Here is a 19,311-nt window from a genome sequence, read left to right on the forward strand (position 1 = left end):
GTGCCAATTTCACGTACGGCATTAATCTCACATTCACTTTATCAAAAAAAGTGAGTAAATTAATTCTTCGTCAAAAATTAATTTACTCACTTAGCTTAGTCTGTTTTTACTTAGCGCTTTAGCGCTTACGTAAAAGGCCGAGCTTGGAAATGCCGCGCACTTTGCGGTAGTTTCAAGTCGTGCCCACCACGTTCCAGCCAAAATCGGCTTTGCTATGGAGGACGGCATACTACACACATATATCTCATCCTTTTTGTATATTAGAAATATTTTAATGTTTTCTAATTAGTGGTATAGTGGTTACCAAAATGATTAGGTGAGGTGGATAAATTGTTGAACAAAACAATCGTTGGAGGAGCCGGAAATATTCTTGCTCCTGAAGAAACAGACGTTAAAGAAAACTTATACTTGGCCGTTAATGGTGCCTGGCAAAAGACAGCTAAAATCCCGGATGACCGCCCTAGAACTGGTGGTTTTGCGGAACTTGATAAAGGTGTCGAAGAAACTTTGATCAACGATTTCCATGAATTCGTCAAAGATGAAAGTAAAATTGATAATGATTTATTGAAACAAGCAGTAAAACTTTATGAATTGGTTAATGATACGGAAAAATTACATAAGTATCACCAAAAACCAATTATCAACGATCTCAGAAAACTAGCTCAAATTAAAAACTTGCAAGAGTTGAGTGATGGCTTGGCTGACTTGACTAAAGATCAGTTTGTCACACCAATGCCACTGAGCGTTGACATGGACATGAAGGACACGAAGCACAACGTAGTTTACTTGCAGGGTCCCGATTTGATTTTGCCTAATCAATCTTATTATGCTGAAGGCAATGAATCTGGGAAAGCACTATTGAAGAAGTATGCGGAAGTGGCCAATCACTTACTAGCAATGGTGGGTTACAGTTTGGCTGACTCGCAAGCAATCGTCAATAACGCCTTGGCTTTCGATAAGACTTTAGTACCAATCGTCAAGACCCCTGAAGAATGGGCTGATGATGTTAAAACTTACAATCCAATGGACTTTAAGGAATTTGCCACTAAATCGCAATCAGTCGACTTGAAGAAATTTATCGTTGATACCGTCAATGTGACACCTGAAAAAGTTATCAACGCTGAACCAAGATATCTTGAAAACTTTGACAAATTAGTTAACGAAGCTACTTTTGAAAATGTTAAGGACTGGATGTTGGTTAGATTCCTCTTTGCTAAGGCCGACTCCTTGGATGAAGAATTCCGTCAAACTGCCGGCGAGTATCAACTAGCTTTGCGTGGTACAAAGGAATTATTGAGTCGTGATAAATTTGCTTATCATACCGTTTCCAGCTACTTTAGTGAAGTCGTTGGTTTGTATTACGGTCAAAAATATTTTGGTGAAAAAGCCAAAAAAGACGTTCGTCAAATGGTCGAAAAGATGATTTTCGTATATGAAGAACGTCTGTCACACAACGATTGGTTGAGCGAAGATACCAAGAAAAAAGCCGTCGTAAAACTTAAGAAGATGGTTCTAAAAATTGGTTATCCTGACAATGCTCGTGACATTTATAAGAAATTCCAGATCGATGAAAATGCCTCACTTTATGACAATTTAGCAGCGATTGAAAAGATCAAATACGCTGACGAACTAGCAAAGATCACTAAACCAGTAGATCGAACAGTTTGGTTAATGCCTGGAAACATGGTCAATGCTTGTTACGACCCATTGAGAAATGACATCACCTTCCCAGCTGCCATTTTGCAAGCACCATTCTACAGCTTGGATCAAACTAATTCCCAAAACTTCGGAGGAATCGGTGCTGTCATTGCCCATGAAATTTCTCACGCCTTTGACAATAATGGTGCTCAATTTGATGAATTTGGTAACATCAACAATTGGTGGACAAAAGCCGACTATGCAACCTTCAAGAAGTTAACTCAAAAGATGATCGACGAATTCGAAGGCATCCCATACATTGGTAAAAAAGTAAACGGAACCTTGATTGTTAGTGAAAATATCGCCGATGTCGGAGGCTTACGTTGTGCACTAGAGGCTGCCAAAGAAGATGATGACTTCAGCGCCAAACAATTCTTCCTAAACTGGGCTAGAGTTTGGAGAATCAAGTCAACTAAGCAATTGGACGAAATGTTGTTATCACTAGACGTCCACGCCCCAAATATTTTACGTGCTAATGTCCAAGCCCAAAACATGGACGAGTTCTATGATGCCTTTGGCGTTACAGAAAAAGACGGCATGTGGTTGGATGAAGATAAACGAGTCAATATTTGGTAGATTAGAGCGTGGAAGCCAACGGTTAGGAGTCAGCAGATAGCCTAGCTTCACGAATTGCCCGCCGAACTTGCGGGCGATTTGGGAAGCGTAGCTATATGTTGACTCCTGTTGGCTGGAACGCGTTTTAGCTATATCGCATAGAACCATGGTTATAAACAAAATAGTTCAGTATGTCAGATAATGTTCGTTCTGTTTGATTCAAGAAAGTAAAAAAGATTGTGCTAATAAAGGAATCCTTTAATTAGTACAATCTTTTTCAATTTTTGATCGTAACACATCACAATTGCCGTAAAGTAAACGTAATAATATGTACTTAACTTATTTACCAGAAGAGGTATTAATAATGAGTAAAATTAAATCTCTATCAGTATTACGAAATTATACAAAAGTGTTTGATGAATTAAAACAAGGAAGGCCTGTTATATTTACCAAAAATGGAAATGAGGCAGGGACCCTGGTTAATTCGAAGAATTGGCTTAAACTTGAAACTGAAAAACAGCTGAACACAATTTCAAAATAGAATTACTATTTTTAACATATGGAAAGCAAATAAATAATAAGTGCGCGATTCAGTCCGGAATAGCAAAGAAAATTGGCTCAGATGTGAAATTATTCTTAGCAACTTGTTGCTTAGAATAAGACCAATCTTGGAAATGCCGCGTACTTTGCGGTAGTTTCAAGTTGTGCCCACATCGTTCCAGCCAAATTTTCTTTGCTATGGAGGACGGCATTCCACCACCAAACAAAAAAAGAACTCATCACCATTATCATTAAAAACATTTTAATTTTATTAAAACTAGTGCTATAGTATTTAGTAACTTAATTTTTGCGGGGTGAAAGTATTGTTTATACAAAAAATTAGAGGTGGCGTTGGTGATCTTGATTCTGGAGCACCAGCTGATTACAAAGATAACTTATATTTAGCCGTTAATGGAGAATGGCAAGAAAAAGCTGAAGTTCCAGCTGACAAATCCAGTGCCGGAGCTTCAATGGACTTGGATTTGAAAATTGAAAAAGAACTGATGAATGATTTTCAAACCTTAGCTGAAGATGATCAACAAGTTCCAAATCAAGAATTGTTGCAAGCTGTTAAATTGTATCGCCTCGCTAAGAATGTCGATTTCTTAAAGATTTTTCATGAAAAACCAATTTTGAAAGATTTGAAGAAGTTAGAGGATCTACAGAATTTAGCTGATTTTAATGCTAAATTAGCACAATTAGGTAAAGAAGATTTCACTTTGCCAATCAATGTTTGGATCGACGCTGATATGAAAGATACCGAGCACAATGTGGTTTATGTCGACGGAATCGATTTGATTTTGCCAGACAATTCTTATTACGATGCTGACAATGAATCCGGTAAGAAATTATTGGCAAAATATGCTCAAGTTAGTGAAAAACTTTTGCAGATGGTTGGCTACTCACAAGATAAAGCGCAAGCGACTGTTAAGCAAGCGTTGGCATTTGATAAGACCTTAGTTCCAGCAGTTAAGACGTCTGAAGAGTGGGCTGAGTACACAAAGATGTATAATCCAATGGATTTTGCGGAATTTGTTGAAAAAGCTAAGAACGTTGATTTGAAGAGCCTAGTTGTTGACCAAGTTGAAGCTACTCCAGAAAAAGTAATTATCGTTCAACCAAGATTTTTGAAGAGTCTTGATAACTTAGTCAATGATGAAACTTTTGAAAATATGAAAGCTTGGTTGATTGTTCGTTATCTCGTTTCTAACAGTCACAATTTGGACGAAGACTTCCGTTTAGCAGTGGGTGATTATGATTTAGCCTTCAGCGGTGCTAAAGAGTTGCCTAGTCGAGAGAAATTCTCATATCAATTAGCCGAAAAATATTTTGACGAAGTTATCGGAATTTATTACGGGCAAAAGTATTTTGGTGAGAAGGCTAAGGCAGACGTTCGCCAAATGGTCGTGCGCATGATCGACATTTACAAGCAACGCCTAGCTGACAACAGTTGGTTGAGCCAAGCTACTAAGGAAAAGGCCATCGTCAAGTTGAACAAGATCGTCATCAAAGTCGGCTATCCAGATGAAGTTCAAGACCTATTCCACCATTTGAAAATTGATGAGACGAAATCACTTTATGAAAATGTCACGCAACTTAGACGAGTGGTCAGACAATTTGAACTGGAAAAGCTCAAGAAACCAGTCGACCGCAACGTTTGGTTAATGCCTGGAGAAATGGTCAACGCCTGTTACGACCCATCCAGAAATGACATCACTTTCCCAGCAGGGATCTTGCAAGCACCATTTTACAGTTTAAAGCAAACCAGCAGTGAAAACTTCGGTGGTATCGGTGCAACCATCGCCCACGAAATCTCACATGCCTTTGATAATTCAGGTGCCAAATTCGACGAGTTCGGTAATTTGAATAATTGGTGGACTAAAGAAGATTACGCTAAATTTGAGAAATTAACTCAAGACATGATTGACCAATTCAACGGCATCGAATTTGCTGGCGGAAAAGTAAACGGTAAATTAGTTGTTGGAGAAAATATAGCCGACGTCGGCGGAATGCGTTGTGCCATCGAAGCAGCCAAAATGGATGACGATTACGATCCCAAAGCCTACTTCATAACATGGGCCAAGTCATGGAGATTCAAAGCCACACCACAGTATAATGAAAGATTACTAAGAACCGATGTCCATGCCCCACAACCATTGAGAGCCAATGTCATGTCACAAGACCTAGATGAATACTTCCAAGCCTTCGACGTTAAACCAGGAGATGGAATGTGGTTGGATGAAGATAAGAGAGTGGAAATCTGGTGAGAGCGTGGAAGCCAACGGTTAGGAGTCAGCAGATAGCCTAGCTTCACGAATTGCCCGCCGAACTTGCGGGCGATTTGGGAAGCGTAGCTATATGTTGACTCCTGTTGGCTGGAACGCGTTTTAGCTATATCGCATAGAACCATGGTTATTAAAGATAGAACAACCGTTATCTCCAAAAAGAAAACACACAATAAACCATAAAAATACCAAAATCCATATAAATATAAAAACAACCATCAAAAAAATATTAAAATCAATCCCATAAAAAAAGAAGCTGGCCCACCAACACCAGCTTCTTTTTTCACGCTTAAAGTCAAAAAATCCCCCCGTTCAGGATGAAAAAAACCAAACTCCAAAAAATATCGTAATCTAATCCTAAAAGGGGGAAGTAAACATGTCTAAGAAAAAAGCTATTCTATCAATTTTCATAATTATTCTAATCGTACCATTGATGATTCTGCTAGAAAATTTAGTCTATCAAGTAGTCCGATTCGATACCAAATATGCTCAAATTATTATGGACACTCTGGTAATTATCTTCGCAACAATTTTTAATCAGAAATTTTTAAAGTTAAAAGTAGATTGGTTCAGTACAAAACATCAGTTTAAGCAATTACTCAACTTGATTCCCTTAATGGCACTAATGATATTGTTAAATAAATTTTCTAATTTAGGAGTCGTTAAGAACATGGCTCTGACCGTAATTGCGATTGTTTTGGTCGCAACGGCTGAGGAATACGTTTATCGTGGCTTGTTGATGGCGCAAATTCAAAGAGTCGTCAAAAATCCATTTTTGATTTTATTGATCAGTTCAGTTGGTTTTGGTTTGATTCACATTACCAACATGTTCAACGCTTCAAATAAGTGGTTGACCGTGGCACAAATGATAATTGTAGCAGCCTCAGGTATGTTGTATGCGGCTCTTTATTACAAAACTCATAATTTAACGTTAACTATTTTGATGCATTTAATTTATGATTTGCCGGCCTTTTTCCATCACGGAATGGCGACCGCTGAAAACATTATGACACCAGATCGGGTCGGTGAATTCTTGCTTATTTCGGCCATCTTCTTCTTAATTTGTAGCGTGATTGCTCTATTGCAAATTAAGCAATTTCATTTTTCCAGACGTATCCAAAAATTAAATTCTAAATAATATTTTTCGTTTTTTTACCTTTCAAGATGTATTCGCTTTCCACTATAATAGAAATATTAGGAAAGGTGAGAGTGTAATGGCATATATCGAAGTGAGGAATGAATCGAAAAAATATCAAATGGGCGAAACGACGATCGTCGCTAATGACAAGCTGACCTTTGATGTGGAACAAGGTAAATTGACGGTTATTCTGGGTCCTAGTGGGGCTGGAAAATCGACAGTTTTGAACATTTTAGGTGGGATGGACACGCCGACTGAAGGGGATGTCATTATTGATGGCACCAATATTTCAACGTTCTCCGAGAAGGAATTGACGACTTATCGCCGCAATGACGTGGGTTTTATCTTTCAATTTTACAATTTGATTCCTAATTTAACGACTAAAGAAAATGTTGAGTTGGCTTCAGCAATTGTTAAGGACGCAAAAGACGCCACGCAGACCTTAAAGGCAGTTGGTTTGGCAAATCGAATCGACAACTTTCCTTCACAATTATCTGGTGGTGAACAACAACGGGTGGCCATTGCCCGGGCGCTCGCAAAAAATCCTAAGTTGTTGCTGTGTGACGAACCGACAGGAGCACTAGATTATGAGACTGGTAAACAAGTTTTGACCCTACTTCAAGATGCCAGTCACAAAGACGATAAAACAGTTATCGTCATTACCCACAATTCGGCCTTGGCCAAGATGGCAGACCGCGTGATTCGGATTCATGATGCAAAGGTTCAATCAATTGAAGACAACGAGTCACCAATGCCAGTAAAGGATATTGAGTGGTAATGAAACCATTAACAAAAAATATGATGCGTAGTATCAATCAAGCTAAGGGTCGCTTCATTGCTATTATTTTGATCATCATGCTCGGAGTACTGATTTTCGTTGGGGTCAAGGCGACTGGTCCTAGTCTAAATGATTCGTTGAATAAGACGGTCGCAGATAAGAATCTTTCGGATGTACAAGTGGTTTCGACGACGGGATTCAGCAATAAGGATATTAAATTAGCCCAAAAAGTCGCTGGGGCAAAGGCGGAAACGGTGAAATTTAAGTATGTCCTGGGTGGCAGATCTAAAGTTGCTATCGCTTTGTATGGTTACGATAAAGCTGCTAAACAAAATCAGTTGATTATTAGAAACGGGCGCTTGCCAAAAAATGACCACGAAATTGTTTTGGATAAAAATGCTCGTAATAATTATGACTATAAAATTGGTGACACTTTCAAATTTGCTAAGAGTGCTGATTTGAAGCGTCGTAGTTACAAGATTGTCGGCTTTGTTGATTCGCCACAATACATCGACAATCAATCACGTGGGGTAACGAATATTGCTGACGGCCAAGTCAGTTTATTCGCCTATGTGCCGCAAAAACAAATGAATATGTCGACGGCTTCAATGTTGAACATTCATTTCAATTCTTTAAAGGATAAAAATACTTTCAGTAAATCCTATAAGAGTGCGGTTGATAAAAAAGTCAAATTACTCAAAAATGAATTTAAAGGTCGAGCAAGCAAACGAACCCAAGAGGTAGCAAGTAGTTACTTAGCTATTTTAAAGCAACAACAAACAGCTCTCGACCAACTAAAAGCCGTAAATCCAACCATGGCTGCTCAAAAGCAAGCTCAATTGGATGCTTCCAAAAAGAAAATTTTAAAGAATGCTAAAACGACTTACACTTGGCAAACCCGTGAAGATTTGACCGGCTTTTCAGCTTATGGCGAAAGTTCAGATCGAATCGCTGCGATTGCTAATGTCTTCCCAGTTTTCTTCTTCTTGATTGCTGCTTTGATCACCTTCACAACTATCACGAGAATGGTTGAAGAAGCTCGTGGTGAAATTGGGACTTTCAAAGCTCTCGGTTATACGAAGTGGGAAATTGCTAAAAATTACTTCTATTACGCACTTTCAGCTGGAGTTTTAGGTGTTATTTTAGGAGCGGTTATCGGAACGGAAACTTTGCCACGAATTGTTTTAGGGATGTACAAGCAATACATTGCCTTAGATTGGGTCATCACTTCTAGATGGCAAACGATTGCGATTGCTTTAGTCTTTTCACTATTGGCAACCGTTGGTGCTGCGGTCATTGTAGTTCGTAAGGAATTGAGCGAAGGACCGGCTGCTTTGATGCGACCTAAATCTCCTAAATCGGCTAAAAAGATTCTCTTAGAAAGAATCAAGCCACTTTGGAATCATTTGAGTTTCAATCGCAAAGTCAGTTATCGGAACTTATTCCGCTTCAAGTCACGAATGTTTATGACCATCATCGGAATTGCCGGAGGAACCGCCTTGATTTTGACCGGCTTTGGGATTCAGAATTCCATCACAGCTAGTGGTAACGACCAATACAAAGATATTTTCAGTTATCAAGCCGTCGTTAAAATGGAAGATGACGCCAATTATCAAAAAGTTGATACTATTTTAAATGCTGATAAAACTTACAAGGATAATACCCGGATAAATTCGGCTACTGCTAAATTGAAAGCCGGTAGTAAACAAGTCAATGACGTGAATGTTTACACACCAGAGTCAATCAAAAACTTTAAAAAGTATGTGCATTTAACCGCTAATTTAAAGGATAAAGAAGTTGTTTTGACAACTAAAACAGCCAAACTTTTAAACGTCCAAGTAGGGGACAAAATTAAAGTGGCTTTGACTTCGGGAAAAACTGTCACGCTAACTGTTGGTGCCATCACGAAAAATTATATCGGGCACTTCTTTTATCTGAGTCCGCAAGTTTATCGAGACAAGATAGGTGATTTCAAATCAAATACTTTGCTACTCGGCTTGCACAAACAAACCGCTGCACAAAGAAGGAAATTGGCCAACAAACTGCTTGACTCTAAGCAAGTGATGGGTACGAGTTTCACGCACGATGTCTTCAACACGGTATCTAAGATGTCGGCACTTTTGCGGCCAATTATTTTGATTCTGATTTTACTATCAGGAATTTTGTCGTTTGTTGTGCTCTATAACTTAACGAATATTAATGTTTCCGAGCGTATCAGAGAACTTTCGACGATCAAGGTCTTAGGTTTTTACAACAATGAGGTCACGATGTATGTGGTTCGGGAAAATATAATTTTAACGATTGTTGGTATTATTATTGGATATGGAATCGGTAACTTACTGACGGCCTATATTTTGAATCAAGCCGCGACAGAACAGGTTATTTTCCCACTGACGATTCATTTGGTAGGTTATGTGGTCGCAACTTTATTGATGATAATTTTCACAGCAATTGTTATGCTAGTTACACACAAGAAATTACAGCACATCGATATGATTGGTGCGTTGAAATCTAATGAATGATTGAGGGTATTACTATGTCTTTAGAAAATGATAAGGTCTTGGTCATTGGCGGAACTTCTGGCTTTGGAAAAGAAGTTGCCATCATGGCGCAACACAAAGACGCTGATGTTTACGTCATCGGCCGTGATCAAGAGCGAGTAAATCAATTGCGTTATGAAGAAAATATTCAAGGGAGTTCATTAGATGCTCAAAATGTTCATCAATTGAAACGGTTCTTTGAAAAGTATGGATCCTTTGATCACATAGTTTCAATGCTCGGTGGTGCCATGAGTGGTGGCTTTTTGGATAGTTCAGTTAAAGAAATTCGTGAAGCAATCGATGCTAAATTTTTCGCCAATTTGCAGCTAGTCCAAGTTACTCATAAGTATTTGAATAAGAATGGTTCGATCCTTCTAACTTCTGGATCTGGTGGTCACTCATACGATGCATCCGGGGCAATTATTGGTAACCAAGCTATCAACACGATGGTAGAAGGCCTAGCAGTAGAGATGGCACCTGATTTTCGAGTCAACGCCGTTTCACCAACCTGGACCCCAACTGGTTTATGGCGAGATATGAATTCTAAAGAGTTAACTAAACAAGAGAATAAGTTCTCCGAAAACGTACCTTTGAAACGAGTTGCAACGATTGAAGAAGTAGCCTCAGCTTACATCTATTTGATGGAAAATGACTTTATCACTGGGCAAATTTTAAGAGTCGACGGTGGAGTTGATCTGTAAAAGATGTTATAGTTGAAGTCAACTTTAACTAGAGGGTGAAATAATGCCAGTAAATGAAGTAGCAGAAAATAAGTATCGTATCAGTGATTTTGCCGAAATGGTCGGACTCAACAGCCCAACTTTACGCTATTACGAAAAAGAAGGCCTGATCAAACCACATCGAACCGACAGTGGGATTCGTTATTACACTGACCAAGATGTGCGCTGGGTCAACTTTTTGTTACACCTCAAGAGCTGTGGGATGTCGATTGAGCAATTGAAACGGTACGTTCGTCTCCGTGCCCAAGGCGATTCAACAATTAATCAACGAATCGAGTTACTAGAAGAAGTCCGCCGCAATTTCGAAGTCGAGTACCAACGCTTGCAAGATGGGTGGACGATACTCAACGATAAGTTAGATTGGTACAAAGGCAAAGAAGGCGGACACATCGAAGACAGCGAAAGCTTTTCAGAGTATTTGCAGAATTTAAATCACGCTTATTTAGAAGATAGATAGAGAATAAAGATAGAGGTCGTTCTTTAGTTTAGGTGGTGGTTAGATGCCGTCTTACACAACATCTGGGAAACGCTGGAACGCTCTGGGCACAACTTGGAGCCAATTCCAAAAGCGGGAATTGTCTTCAAGATTGGCCTTCCACTAGGCGCTGAAAGCGCCAAGAGGAATTTCAGGGCTGAGCATTTCCCAGAGTTGTTGCTCCAGACTGAAGTTCAAATCTATGCAGTATTTTGGTGAATTCTGAATAGGATACTATATCTATTTGGATTAAGCGTTAAACTGATTTACGGTCTAGACAAGTTATGATTATTTGAATTTTAGTTAGTAAAATTTTATAAAAAAACAATAGAAGACATTACTAAAGATGCAGGAGATTGCAGCAAACTAGTGGTGTCTTCTTTTTTTGTATTGTTTATATTCTGAATAGGGAAAGAATTCGACTATAAGAATATCAAGCACTACATATGAATAGGAATGATATTCATAAATGAACGGAAAGCAAATAAATCATAGATCAGTTATTCAGTCCGGAATAGCAAAGCCGATTTGGCTCAGTGGTGAAATTTCACTTAACGCTTTAGCGTTTAGTGAAAGGCCGAGTTTGGAAATGCCGCGAACTTTGCGGTAGTTTCAAGTCGCGCCCACCACGTTCCAGCCAAAATCGGCTTTGCTATGGAGGACGGCATACTTCATCCAACTCACAAAAAACAAATTTCTTCCTTGACTTAAAGTTAACTTTAAGTTGTTTGATGTACTTATCAACTTGAAACGAGGAGGAGTTAATTATGGCAGAGAAACAAACCGCTGGACGTAAAGCTTTGGGAGAATTTGCTCCCCAATTTGCGGCCTTAAACGATGATGTATTGTTTGGAGAAGTTTGGAGTAAAGAAAATGAACTTTCAGCTCATGACCGTTCAATGATCACTATCGCAAGTATCATTTCAGCAGGAAATACTGAACAACTGGAAGCACACTTAAAAATTGGTAAGAAAAACGGCATTACTAAACAAGAAATCGTGGCCGAAATTACACAATTAGGATTTTATGCGGGTTGGCCTAAGGCTTGGAGCGCATTCAATCGTGCTAAAGAAATTTGGAAGGAAGATTAATTATGGCTAAAAATGAAGAATTAAAGAACGGTGGAGTTTTCCCCATCGGTGATAAGAATGTCGACTACGCCCAATATTTTATTGGACAAAGTTACTTGGAGAGCTTGGTTAAACCTGTTGATAACATTGATTTTGGTGCCAGCAATGTAACTTTTGAACCTGGTTGTCGTAATGATTGGCACATTCATCACGATGGTTTCCAAATTCTTTTGGTTACTGGTGGACAAGGCTGGTATCAAGAATGGGGCAAACCAGCTCAATTGTTGAAACAAGGTGACGTGGTCGTTATCAAAGAAGGCGTAAAGCACTGGCATGGAGCAACTAAAGATAGTTGGTTTAGTCATATTGCTATCACTAAAGGAAACTCCGAGTGGCTTGAAAAGGTTACCGATGAAGAATATAACAAATTATAAAATGTAAACTTTTGATGAAGTTTGTAAATTTTATTGAAAAAGAGGCTGAAAACAGTCTCTTTTTTTTACGCATTATTTACATTAAATAGATTATATATATACAACAATTTCCCATAATGTAGTCATGACTTATACGGAGGGATAAATATGTCTACATTAATAACAAATGTTTGTAAGCAATATGACAACAACCAAGGAAAGACGGTTTTAAGCAATGTTTCTGCTGAAATCGAAACAGGTGAATTCTTTGTCATCGTCGGACCATCTGGTTGTGGTAAAAGTACACTTTTGAGAATGATTGCTGGTTTAACAGAGATTACTGATGGAGAAATCGCAATTGACGGCAAAGTCGTTAATAACTTGCCACCTAAGGATCGTAATTTAACAATGGTTTTCCAAAGCTACGCTCTCTTCCCATTCTTGAGTGTCTGGGATAATGTTGCTTTTGGTTTGAAAGCTAGAAAACACGATCAAGCAGAAGTTTCAGAACGTGTTAACAATGCTTTGAAGATGGTTAACTTGGAAGATTTAAAAGATAGAAAGCCTCGTGAATTATCTGGTGGTCAAAGACAACGTGTGGCCTTAGCTCGTGCAGTTGCCAGTGACGCTAAGATTTGTTTGATGGATGAGCCACTTTCAAACTTGGATGCTCAACTTAGAATCAAGATGCGCCAAGAGATTTATGCTCTTCAAAGAAAATTAGGTATCACTTTGATCTACGTTACCCATGATCAAGTCGAAGCAATGACTATGGCTGACCACATCATGGTATTGCATGATTCAAAAGTTCAACAAATCGGTACACCAACTGAAATTTACAAGAATCCAGCAAATGAATTCGTGGCTAGTTTCTTCGGGGTTCCACCTATCAATATTATGTACGCTTCAAAAGTGGGTGCTCACTCAATCAAAGTTAACAATGACTATCAACTCGATTTAGATCAAGCAGTCACAGAAAATGAATTAAAAGTTGGAATCCGTCCTAACGAAATGATCGTTGAAAAGGCTGAAGAATTACAATCAAATGCTACAGTACAAAATGTGGAATTCCTTGGGGATGAAAAAATCGTTCACGCCAAGTTTAACAATGGTGTAATGGTATCTGCCATTGTTCCTAGTGATACTGAGTTTGATATGTTTGAAACAGTTAAAATCACTTCTACAGGAAATGTCTTATTGTTCAGTCAAGATGGTATCAACATCACTGAAAATAAGGGAGGACTAGTCAATGCTTAAAACTTCGACAACTAACGTTGTACCTGAAAAGAAAGTTGAAGCAAAGAACAAAACTAAATTTCGTCTAACCGCTAACGATAAATATTATGCTTCAATTTTTGCCGGTCCATCATTGTTCTTACTAGGATTATTCACTTTTTATCCAATGTTTAGAACTCTTTATATCAGTATGTTTTTAACGAATACATTCGGAAATACTACCCTTTTTGTTGGTTTAGAAAATTATGTAAAATTGGTAACCTCGCCAGATTTTGTTTCAAGTATGTGGGTGACACTAGTTTATGTCGTTGGGGTAACTTTTTTCACCATTGCAATGGGCTTGTTACTAGCTAACTTGGCAAGTCAAAAATTACCAGGAATCGCTATTTTTAGAACGCTTTACTCAGTTACCATGGGTGTTTCAGTTTCTGTTGCCGCTATTTTTTGGCTATTTATTTTCAATCCATCTGCTGGATTCTTTACTTTATTAACAAAATTACTTCATTTGCCAACAGTCAACTGGTTATCAAATCCAACTATGGCTATGTGGGCTATCATCATCACAACAGTTTGGATGCATTTAGGTTTTGTTTTCTTAGTTTTCTTGGGTGCTATCGAATCAGTTCCAACAACACTTTACGAAGCAGCCGATGTTGAAGGAGTTTCAAAGCACTACCAATTCTTCCATATCACTTTACCAATGATTTCTCCAACTCTTTTCTTCATTTCTACGATTACAATTATTGGTTCGTTCAAGAGTTTTGGTTTGATCGATCTTATTACAAAGGGTGGACCAACTAATGCTACCAACATGCTAGTTTACCGCATTTATAATGATGCTTTCTTTGGCGGAAACTATGCTAAATCAAGTGCAGAAGCAATCATTTTAACAATTATCATTGCCTTCTTTACTTACTTACAATTTAAATTCCTAGAAAAGAAGGTTAACTACTAATGATTAATATTGATGAACGCAAAATATTAAAGAACCTCTTTAGTTATATCCTTTTGATTGTGCTAGCCGTAGTTATTTTAGTTCCTTTCTTTATCGGGATTTGGACAAGCTTTCTACCTACAGCCGACATTTTAAAAGGTAATTACTTTAGTACTAACATTTCTCTAACTAACTATCTGGATGCTTTCACTAAGACACCAATTTTAAGATACTTAGGCAATACCGTGGTCGTTTCTACTTTGATCATGTTGGCTCACTTATTGTTCTGTTCAATGAGTGCCTATGCGTTTGTTTTCCTAGATTTCAAATACAAGAAATTCTTCTTTGCACTATTTATGGTCACTATGATGCTACCTGGGGAAGCTGCTATTATTCCTAACTTCCAAACCGTTAAGGCATTAGGCTTGTTGGATCACTATTCAGCAATGGTCGTTCCAGCTTTGACATCAGCTTTTGGTACTTTCATGTTACGTCAAGCTTTCCTACAAACTCCAAAAGAATTAAAGGAAGCTGCTGATATTGAAGGATTGAATCATTTCCAAATTTTCTGGAAAGTTATTTTACCTTATAATCGTATCAGTTTGATCACTTTGGGAGCATACAGTTTCCTAGGAGCTTGGAACTCATATCTATGGCCAATCTTAGTTACGTTCAGTAACGAATCACGTGTGATTCAAAATGGTTTGAAGCAATTACAATCCGAAGAAACATTCAACAACTGGGGAATGATCCAAGCCAGTGCGGCGATTATTGTTATTCCAACAATTCTTGTCTTATTCATCGGTCAACATTACTTTAAGTCTGGATTGAATGAAGGAGCGGTTAAATAATGTCAAAGTATAAGAAATTTGCCTTACCCCTCATTATTTTATTGGCAATCTTAGTTGTCGTTTTCACTGGTAAAGCTTTTTCCACTAAAACAGCCGCTGCCAAAGATAACCGTACCGAAGTTGTCTTCTGGCACGAAATGGGTGGACCAGCTGAAAAATCATTGATGAAAGTCGTTGATGGTTTTAACAAATCACAAACTAAGTATCGAGTGGTTCCAAAATATCAAGGTTCATACGATGCTGCAATTCAAAAGATTCTTCAAACACACGGTACAAGTACATCACCAGCTGTTTTCCAAGCATTTGATATTTCAGCTGCCCAAATGATGCACAGTAAATTTACTACACCAGTACAAAAGTTTATCGATGCTGATAATTTTGATGTAAGTAAAATTTCACCAGTCGCTAGATCTTTTTACTCAGATAAAGGTAAGCAACAAGCTATGCCTTTCAATACTTCACAAACAGTACTTTATTACAACGCTAGTTTGTTAGAGAAGTATGGCATTACACCACCACCAGTTTCACCAACATACAGTGATATCACTCGTGTAGCTAAAGAAATTTATGAAAAGTCAAACCATCAAGTTAAAGGTATGACAGTACAAATTTACGGTTGGTTACTCGAACAAGCAATGGCTAATGCTGGGGTTAGTTTGACTAACAACAATGATGGACACACTGGTATTCCTACTAAAGCAACCATCAACAACAAAGCAGCAAAAGAATTCTTCGAATGGATCCGTGAAAACCAAAAGAACGGCGACTTTATTAGTTACGGTTCAGGTGCCATGGCCGGAACTAACCAAACTACTAGTTTCTTAAATGGTAAGTTGGGTATCTACATGCAATCATCTGCAAGTATGAGTCAACTTAATAAGAAGAACAAAAACAAGTTAGGAATTACTTACTTCCCACATCCAGACGGTCAAAAAGCTAACGGTGTTGCTATCGGTGGTGCCGCACTTTGGATCTCTAATGACAAGCCTAAGGATGTTCAACAAGGTGCCTTTGAATTCATCAAGTATTCATTAAAACCAGAAGTTCAAGCTCAATGGCAAAAGGATACAGGATACTTGGCATTGAACAAAGATTCTCAACAAACAAAAATTTTGAAAGATCTTTACAAGAAACATCCAGAAGCACGAGTACCAAGTCAACAATTGCAAGAAGCCGTTCCTAACAATTTCAATTCCGGTATTTTGATGGAAGGTATGCAAAAGACTCGTCAAATCGAACAATTTGCCATGGAAAGTATTTATAACGGCGGCGATATCGTCAAAGCATTAAAAGATGCCGATAAGAAAATTGATGAGAATTTGACAACGACTAATCGAGCTAATGGCTATCATTAATTTGATTTAAGAGGGCAAGATGACTAAATATAAGAAAATGATTCTTTCACTGATCTTGGTCATTGGGGTAATTTTTCTCGGGGTTTTTGGAAATAATATTTCAGCTCAAACTAGTGCTAATAACCGGATCCCAGTGGTTTTCTGGCATGAAATGGGTGGTCCGGCTGAGAAAACTTTGTTGAAGTTAGTCAATGATTTCAACAAATCACAGACTAAGTATCAGGTGATACCTAAATACCAAGGGTCATATGACACAGCGATTCAAAAGATTTTTCAAACGCATGGGACGAATACTTCTCCAGCAGTATTCCAATCATCTAATGTTTCCACGGCGCAAGTTTTACACAGTGGATTCACTACTCCGATTCAAAAGTTTGTCGATGCCGACAACTATGATCTAAGTAAGATTTCACCAGTTGCCCGAGCCTTTCATGCGCAAGGTGGCAAACAACAGGCAATGCCTTTTAACACCTCTCAGCCAGTTCTTTACTACAACGCTACACTATTGGAAAAATATGGTATCACACCACCATCAGTTTCTCCGACCTATAGTGAAATCACTAAAATTGCTAAAGAACTCTATGAGAAGTCAAATCATCAAGTTAAGGGAATGACCGTTCAGATTTATGGATGGTTGTTAGAAGAAGCTATTGCTAACAATGGTGGAATGTTTACCAATCGAAATGACGGACATACTGGTAATCCTACCAAAGTAAGTATTAACAATCCGGAAGCAATTGAGTTCTTCAAGTGGATTCGTGAAAACATCAAGAATGGTGATTTCATGGATTACGGAGCCGGTTCAATGGCAAGTACTAACCAGACATCTGGTTTCTTGACTAATAAAGTTGGGATGTACGTCCAATCATCTGCAAGTATGAGTCAATTGAATAAGAAGAATAAAAATAAGTTGGGAGTTACTTACTTCCCACATGCTGATGGTAAAAAAGCCAATGGAGTTTCCATTGGTGGAGCAGCTCTTTGGATCTCAAATGATAAACCAAAAGAGATTCAACAAGGTGCTTATGAGTTTATCAAGTATACTGTTCGACCAGAAGTCCAAGCTCAATGGCAAAAGTCGACAGGATATATGGCTTTGAATAAGGATTCAAAAGATACCAAAATTCTGCAACAATTTTATGCAAAACATCCAGAAGGCAAGATTCCTAGCCAACAATTACAGAACACAGTTCCTAATTTTGGTAATTCAGGGATTTTACTAGAAGGGATGCAAAGCATTCGTAAACTCGAAGAAAATGCGATGGAAAAAATCTATCGTGGTGGCGATATCGAAAAGACACTTCAACAAAATGAAGATGCAATTAACGAAATTGTCTATAATCAAAATCGAGCTAACGGATACAAATAAAAAAATGACTACTTAGAATTATTGATTAATACTAAGTAGTCATTTTTTAGTTCTTGTCTTTATAACGAAATTTCAAATTGAATAGATTAGGTGGTAAGGCCTGTAAGAAGGTTATTCCTAAAATAAGTAAAGCACCGATCAATTCAGCTCCACTGATCTTGGTGTTTAGAAAAGCAACTGTTAAAATAGTTGCCGTCAAAGGTTCGAACGCACTCAACATACCAGTTGTGGATGGTGTTAAGAAGTTCAAGCTTTGTAAGTAGAACAAGTAAGAAAACATTGTCCCACCGGTAATGATAAAGATAATTGAAATGATGGCCAAAAGATTCAAACTAGGGACGTGTCCTAAATCGGCGAACGGCGCGAAGACGATACCGCCGAGTAACATAGACCAACCAGTTACGATTCGAGCATCGAACTTTTTCAATAATTCTCGTGGTAACAAAGTATAGGAAGCCTGACTCAGACCAGCACAGACACCCCAAAAGATGGCGGCTGGTGATAACATCAATTGTCCGAGATGCCCATGAGTGACTAATAAAAAAGTTCCTAAAAGCGCTAGGGCAATCGAGATCAAATCAATTCGACGTGGCATTTGTAATTTGCGAAGCGAGATATAAATAATAATGAATAATGGCCCTAGGAATTGTAAAACCGTAGCGGTCGGTGCATTGCCGAATTTAATAGCCATAAAGTAAGTATATTGAGCTGGCAACATTCCTAATAATCCAAAGGCTAATAGTTGGAAAACGTAGCGTGGTTTTTTCAGGATGGCAAATAAGGCTTTAGAATCGATGAAATAGCACCAAATCACTAGCATTAAACCTGCAAAGATCAGTCGAATGCCGACAATCCATTGTGTAGGAATACTTTCGACGGTAAATAAATATTGTGCAATACTGCCAGAAAATCCCCATAAAACGGGACCCATAATGGCGTAAAAGAATCCTTTTTGTTTATCAGTCATAATCTTTTCCCCCATTGATAGATTCTTATTGAATTTTCGGTTCTTCAAATAGTGTGGTAAAAAATAGGAAAGTCTTATCGATAATATTTCATTAGTGCATAAGTATAACCATATTATTTTTGGTTTAAAAAGAATAAAATATAAAATTAACTATTTAGTCTGGAGTACAAGCCTTGTGATAACTCAGCCGCCAAATTATCCTTAGCGCTTTAGCGCTTAGGATAAGGCCTAGTTTTGAGATTTTGCGTACTTTGCAAAAGCTCAAAATAGTGCCGGCAGCGTTCTGCGATAATCCTTATATGGTTGACATTTCAAAATAGTATAAAAATGTTAACCCAGTAATGGAGGGATTTTATGCAGAAATATA

16 protein-coding genes are annotated in these 19,311 nt (G+C 38.1%); 15 read left to right on the plus strand and 1 reads right to left on the minus strand.

Annotation, left to right across the window (positions count from 1 at the left end):
• Positions 1-333: 333 nt before the first annotated feature.
• The 15 genes from EGT49_RS11185 (at position 334) to EGT49_RS11255 (ending at position 17,977) form a co-directional block, all read left to right on the plus strand.
• Entirely contained in the window at positions 334-2,274 is a 1,941-nt protein-coding gene (locus EGT49_RS11185; protein ID WP_246013843.1) for a M13 family metallopeptidase, read from the plus strand.
• A gap of 343 nt (positions 2,275-2,617) precedes the next feature.
• Entirely contained in the window at positions 2,618-2,794 is a 177-nt protein-coding gene (locus EGT49_RS11190; protein ID WP_135374377.1) for a type II toxin-antitoxin system prevent-host-death family antitoxin, read from the plus strand.
• A gap of 313 nt (positions 2,795-3,107) precedes the next feature.
• Positions 3,108-5,060 (plus strand): M13 family metallopeptidase, encoded by a 1,953-nt coding sequence (locus EGT49_RS11195; RefSeq protein ID WP_246013844.1) that lies wholly within the window; start codon positions 3,108-3,110, stop codon positions 5,058-5,060.
• Between the two features lie 394 nt (positions 5,061-5,454).
• Positions 5,455-6,216 (plus strand): CPBP family intramembrane glutamic endopeptidase, encoded by a 762-nt coding sequence (locus tag EGT49_RS11200; RefSeq protein ID WP_135374379.1) that lies wholly within the window; start codon positions 5,455-5,457, stop codon positions 6,214-6,216.
• A gap of 76 nt (positions 6,217-6,292) precedes the next feature.
• Positions 6,293-6,994, plus strand: a complete 702-nt coding sequence (locus EGT49_RS11205; RefSeq protein WP_135374381.1) for an ABC transporter ATP-binding protein — start codon at positions 6,293-6,295, stop codon at positions 6,992-6,994.
• Complete coding sequence (locus EGT49_RS11210) at positions 6,994-9,516, plus strand: ABC transporter permease (protein ID WP_135374383.1); 2,523 nt, start codon at positions 6,994-6,996, stop codon at positions 9,514-9,516. The genes EGT49_RS11205 and EGT49_RS11210 overlap by 1 nt, the downstream gene beginning before the upstream one ends.
• A gap of 8 nt (positions 9,517-9,524) precedes the next feature.
• Positions 9,525-10,235, plus strand: a complete 711-nt coding sequence (locus EGT49_RS11215) for an SDR family oxidoreductase (protein ID WP_167849836.1) — start codon at positions 9,525-9,527, stop codon at positions 10,233-10,235.
• Positions 10,236-10,278: 43 nt separating this feature from the next.
• Positions 10,279-10,731 carry a MerR family transcriptional regulator gene (locus tag EGT49_RS11220; RefSeq protein WP_135374387.1) on the plus strand — a complete coding sequence of 151 codons (453 nt, stop codon included), beginning with the start codon at positions 10,279-10,281 and terminating at the stop codon, positions 10,729-10,731.
• A gap of 785 nt (positions 10,732-11,516) precedes the next feature.
• Positions 11,517-11,840, plus strand: coding sequence for a carboxymuconolactone decarboxylase family protein (locus EGT49_RS11225; protein WP_135374389.1), 324 nt, complete (start codon positions 11,517-11,519; stop codon positions 11,838-11,840).
• Between the two features lie 2 nt (positions 11,841-11,842).
• Positions 11,843-12,253: a cupin domain-containing protein gene (locus EGT49_RS11230; protein WP_135374391.1), complete on the plus strand. Its 411-nt coding sequence runs from the start codon at positions 11,843-11,845 to the stop codon at positions 12,251-12,253.
• Between the two features lie 147 nt (positions 12,254-12,400).
• Positions 12,401-13,489, plus strand: coding sequence for an ABC transporter ATP-binding protein (locus EGT49_RS11235; protein ID WP_135374393.1), 1,089 nt, complete (start codon positions 12,401-12,403; stop codon positions 13,487-13,489).
• On the plus strand, positions 13,482-14,423 hold the full coding sequence (locus tag EGT49_RS11240; protein WP_135374395.1) for a carbohydrate ABC transporter permease: 942 nt from the start codon (positions 13,482-13,484) through the stop codon (positions 14,421-14,423). The genes EGT49_RS11235 and EGT49_RS11240 overlap by 8 nt, the downstream gene beginning before the upstream one ends.
• Positions 14,423-15,253 (plus strand): carbohydrate ABC transporter permease, encoded by an 831-nt coding sequence (locus EGT49_RS11245; RefSeq protein ID WP_135374397.1) that lies wholly within the window; start codon positions 14,423-14,425, stop codon positions 15,251-15,253. The genes EGT49_RS11240 and EGT49_RS11245 overlap by 1 nt, the downstream gene beginning before the upstream one ends.
• Positions 15,253-16,608, plus strand: a complete 1,356-nt coding sequence (locus EGT49_RS11250) for an ABC transporter substrate-binding protein (RefSeq protein WP_135374399.1) — start codon at positions 15,253-15,255, stop codon at positions 16,606-16,608. The genes EGT49_RS11245 and EGT49_RS11250 overlap by 1 nt, the downstream gene beginning before the upstream one ends.
• A 19-nt stretch (positions 16,609-16,627) precedes the next feature.
• A complete protein-coding gene (locus tag EGT49_RS11255) occupies positions 16,628-17,977 on the plus strand; it encodes an ABC transporter substrate-binding protein (protein WP_135374401.1) in 1,350 nt (449 codons plus the stop codon).
• A 46-nt stretch (positions 17,978-18,023) separates the two neighbouring features.
• Here the strand turns inward: EGT49_RS11255 and EGT49_RS11260 are convergent, their stop codons facing one another.
• Positions 18,024-18,944 (minus strand): DMT family transporter, encoded by a 921-nt coding sequence (locus EGT49_RS11260; RefSeq protein ID WP_135374404.1) that lies wholly within the window; start codon positions 18,942-18,944, stop codon positions 18,024-18,026.
• Between the last annotated feature and the right edge of the window lie 367 nt (positions 18,945-19,311).

The sequence above is a fragment of the Companilactobacillus suantsaicola genome, assembly GCF_004745525.1.
GTDB lineage: Bacteria > Bacillota > Bacilli > Lactobacillales > Lactobacillaceae > Companilactobacillus > Companilactobacillus suantsaicola.

Excerpts from the sequence above, each read along its gene's own strand:
- EGT49_RS11190 (WP_135374377.1), top strand. The coding sequence starts at position 2,618 with ATGAGTAAAATTAAATCTCTATCAGTATTACGAAATTATACAAAAGTG.
- EGT49_RS11200 (WP_135374379.1), top strand. The coding sequence starts at position 5,455 with ATGTCTAAGAAAAAAGCTATTCTATCAATTTTCATAATTATTCTAATC.
- EGT49_RS11205 (WP_135374381.1), top strand. The coding sequence starts at position 6,293 with ATGGCATATATCGAAGTGAGGAATGAATCGAAAAAATATCAAATGGGC.
- EGT49_RS11210 (WP_135374383.1), top strand. The coding sequence starts at position 6,994 with ATGAAACCATTAACAAAAAATATGATGCGTAGTATCAATCAAGCTAAG.
- EGT49_RS11220 (WP_135374387.1), top strand. The coding sequence starts at position 10,279 with ATGCCAGTAAATGAAGTAGCAGAAAATAAGTATCGTATCAGTGATTTT.
- EGT49_RS11225 (WP_135374389.1), top strand. The coding sequence starts at position 11,517 with ATGGCAGAGAAACAAACCGCTGGACGTAAAGCTTTGGGAGAATTTGCT.
- EGT49_RS11230 (WP_135374391.1), top strand. The coding sequence starts at position 11,843 with ATGGCTAAAAATGAAGAATTAAAGAACGGTGGAGTTTTCCCCATCGGT.
- EGT49_RS11235 (WP_135374393.1), top strand. The coding sequence starts at position 12,401 with ATGTCTACATTAATAACAAATGTTTGTAAGCAATATGACAACAACCAA.
- EGT49_RS11240 (WP_135374395.1), top strand. The coding sequence starts at position 13,482 with ATGCTTAAAACTTCGACAACTAACGTTGTACCTGAAAAGAAAGTTGAA.
- EGT49_RS11245 (WP_135374397.1), top strand. The coding sequence starts at position 14,423 with ATGATTAATATTGATGAACGCAAAATATTAAAGAACCTCTTTAGTTAT.
- EGT49_RS11250 (WP_135374399.1), top strand. The coding sequence starts at position 15,253 with ATGTCAAAGTATAAGAAATTTGCCTTACCCCTCATTATTTTATTGGCA.
- EGT49_RS11255 (WP_135374401.1), top strand. The coding sequence starts at position 16,628 with ATGACTAAATATAAGAAAATGATTCTTTCACTGATCTTGGTCATTGGG.
- EGT49_RS11260 (WP_135374404.1), bottom strand. The coding sequence starts at position 18,944 with ATGACTGATAAACAAAAAGGATTCTTTTACGCCATTATGGGTCCCGTT.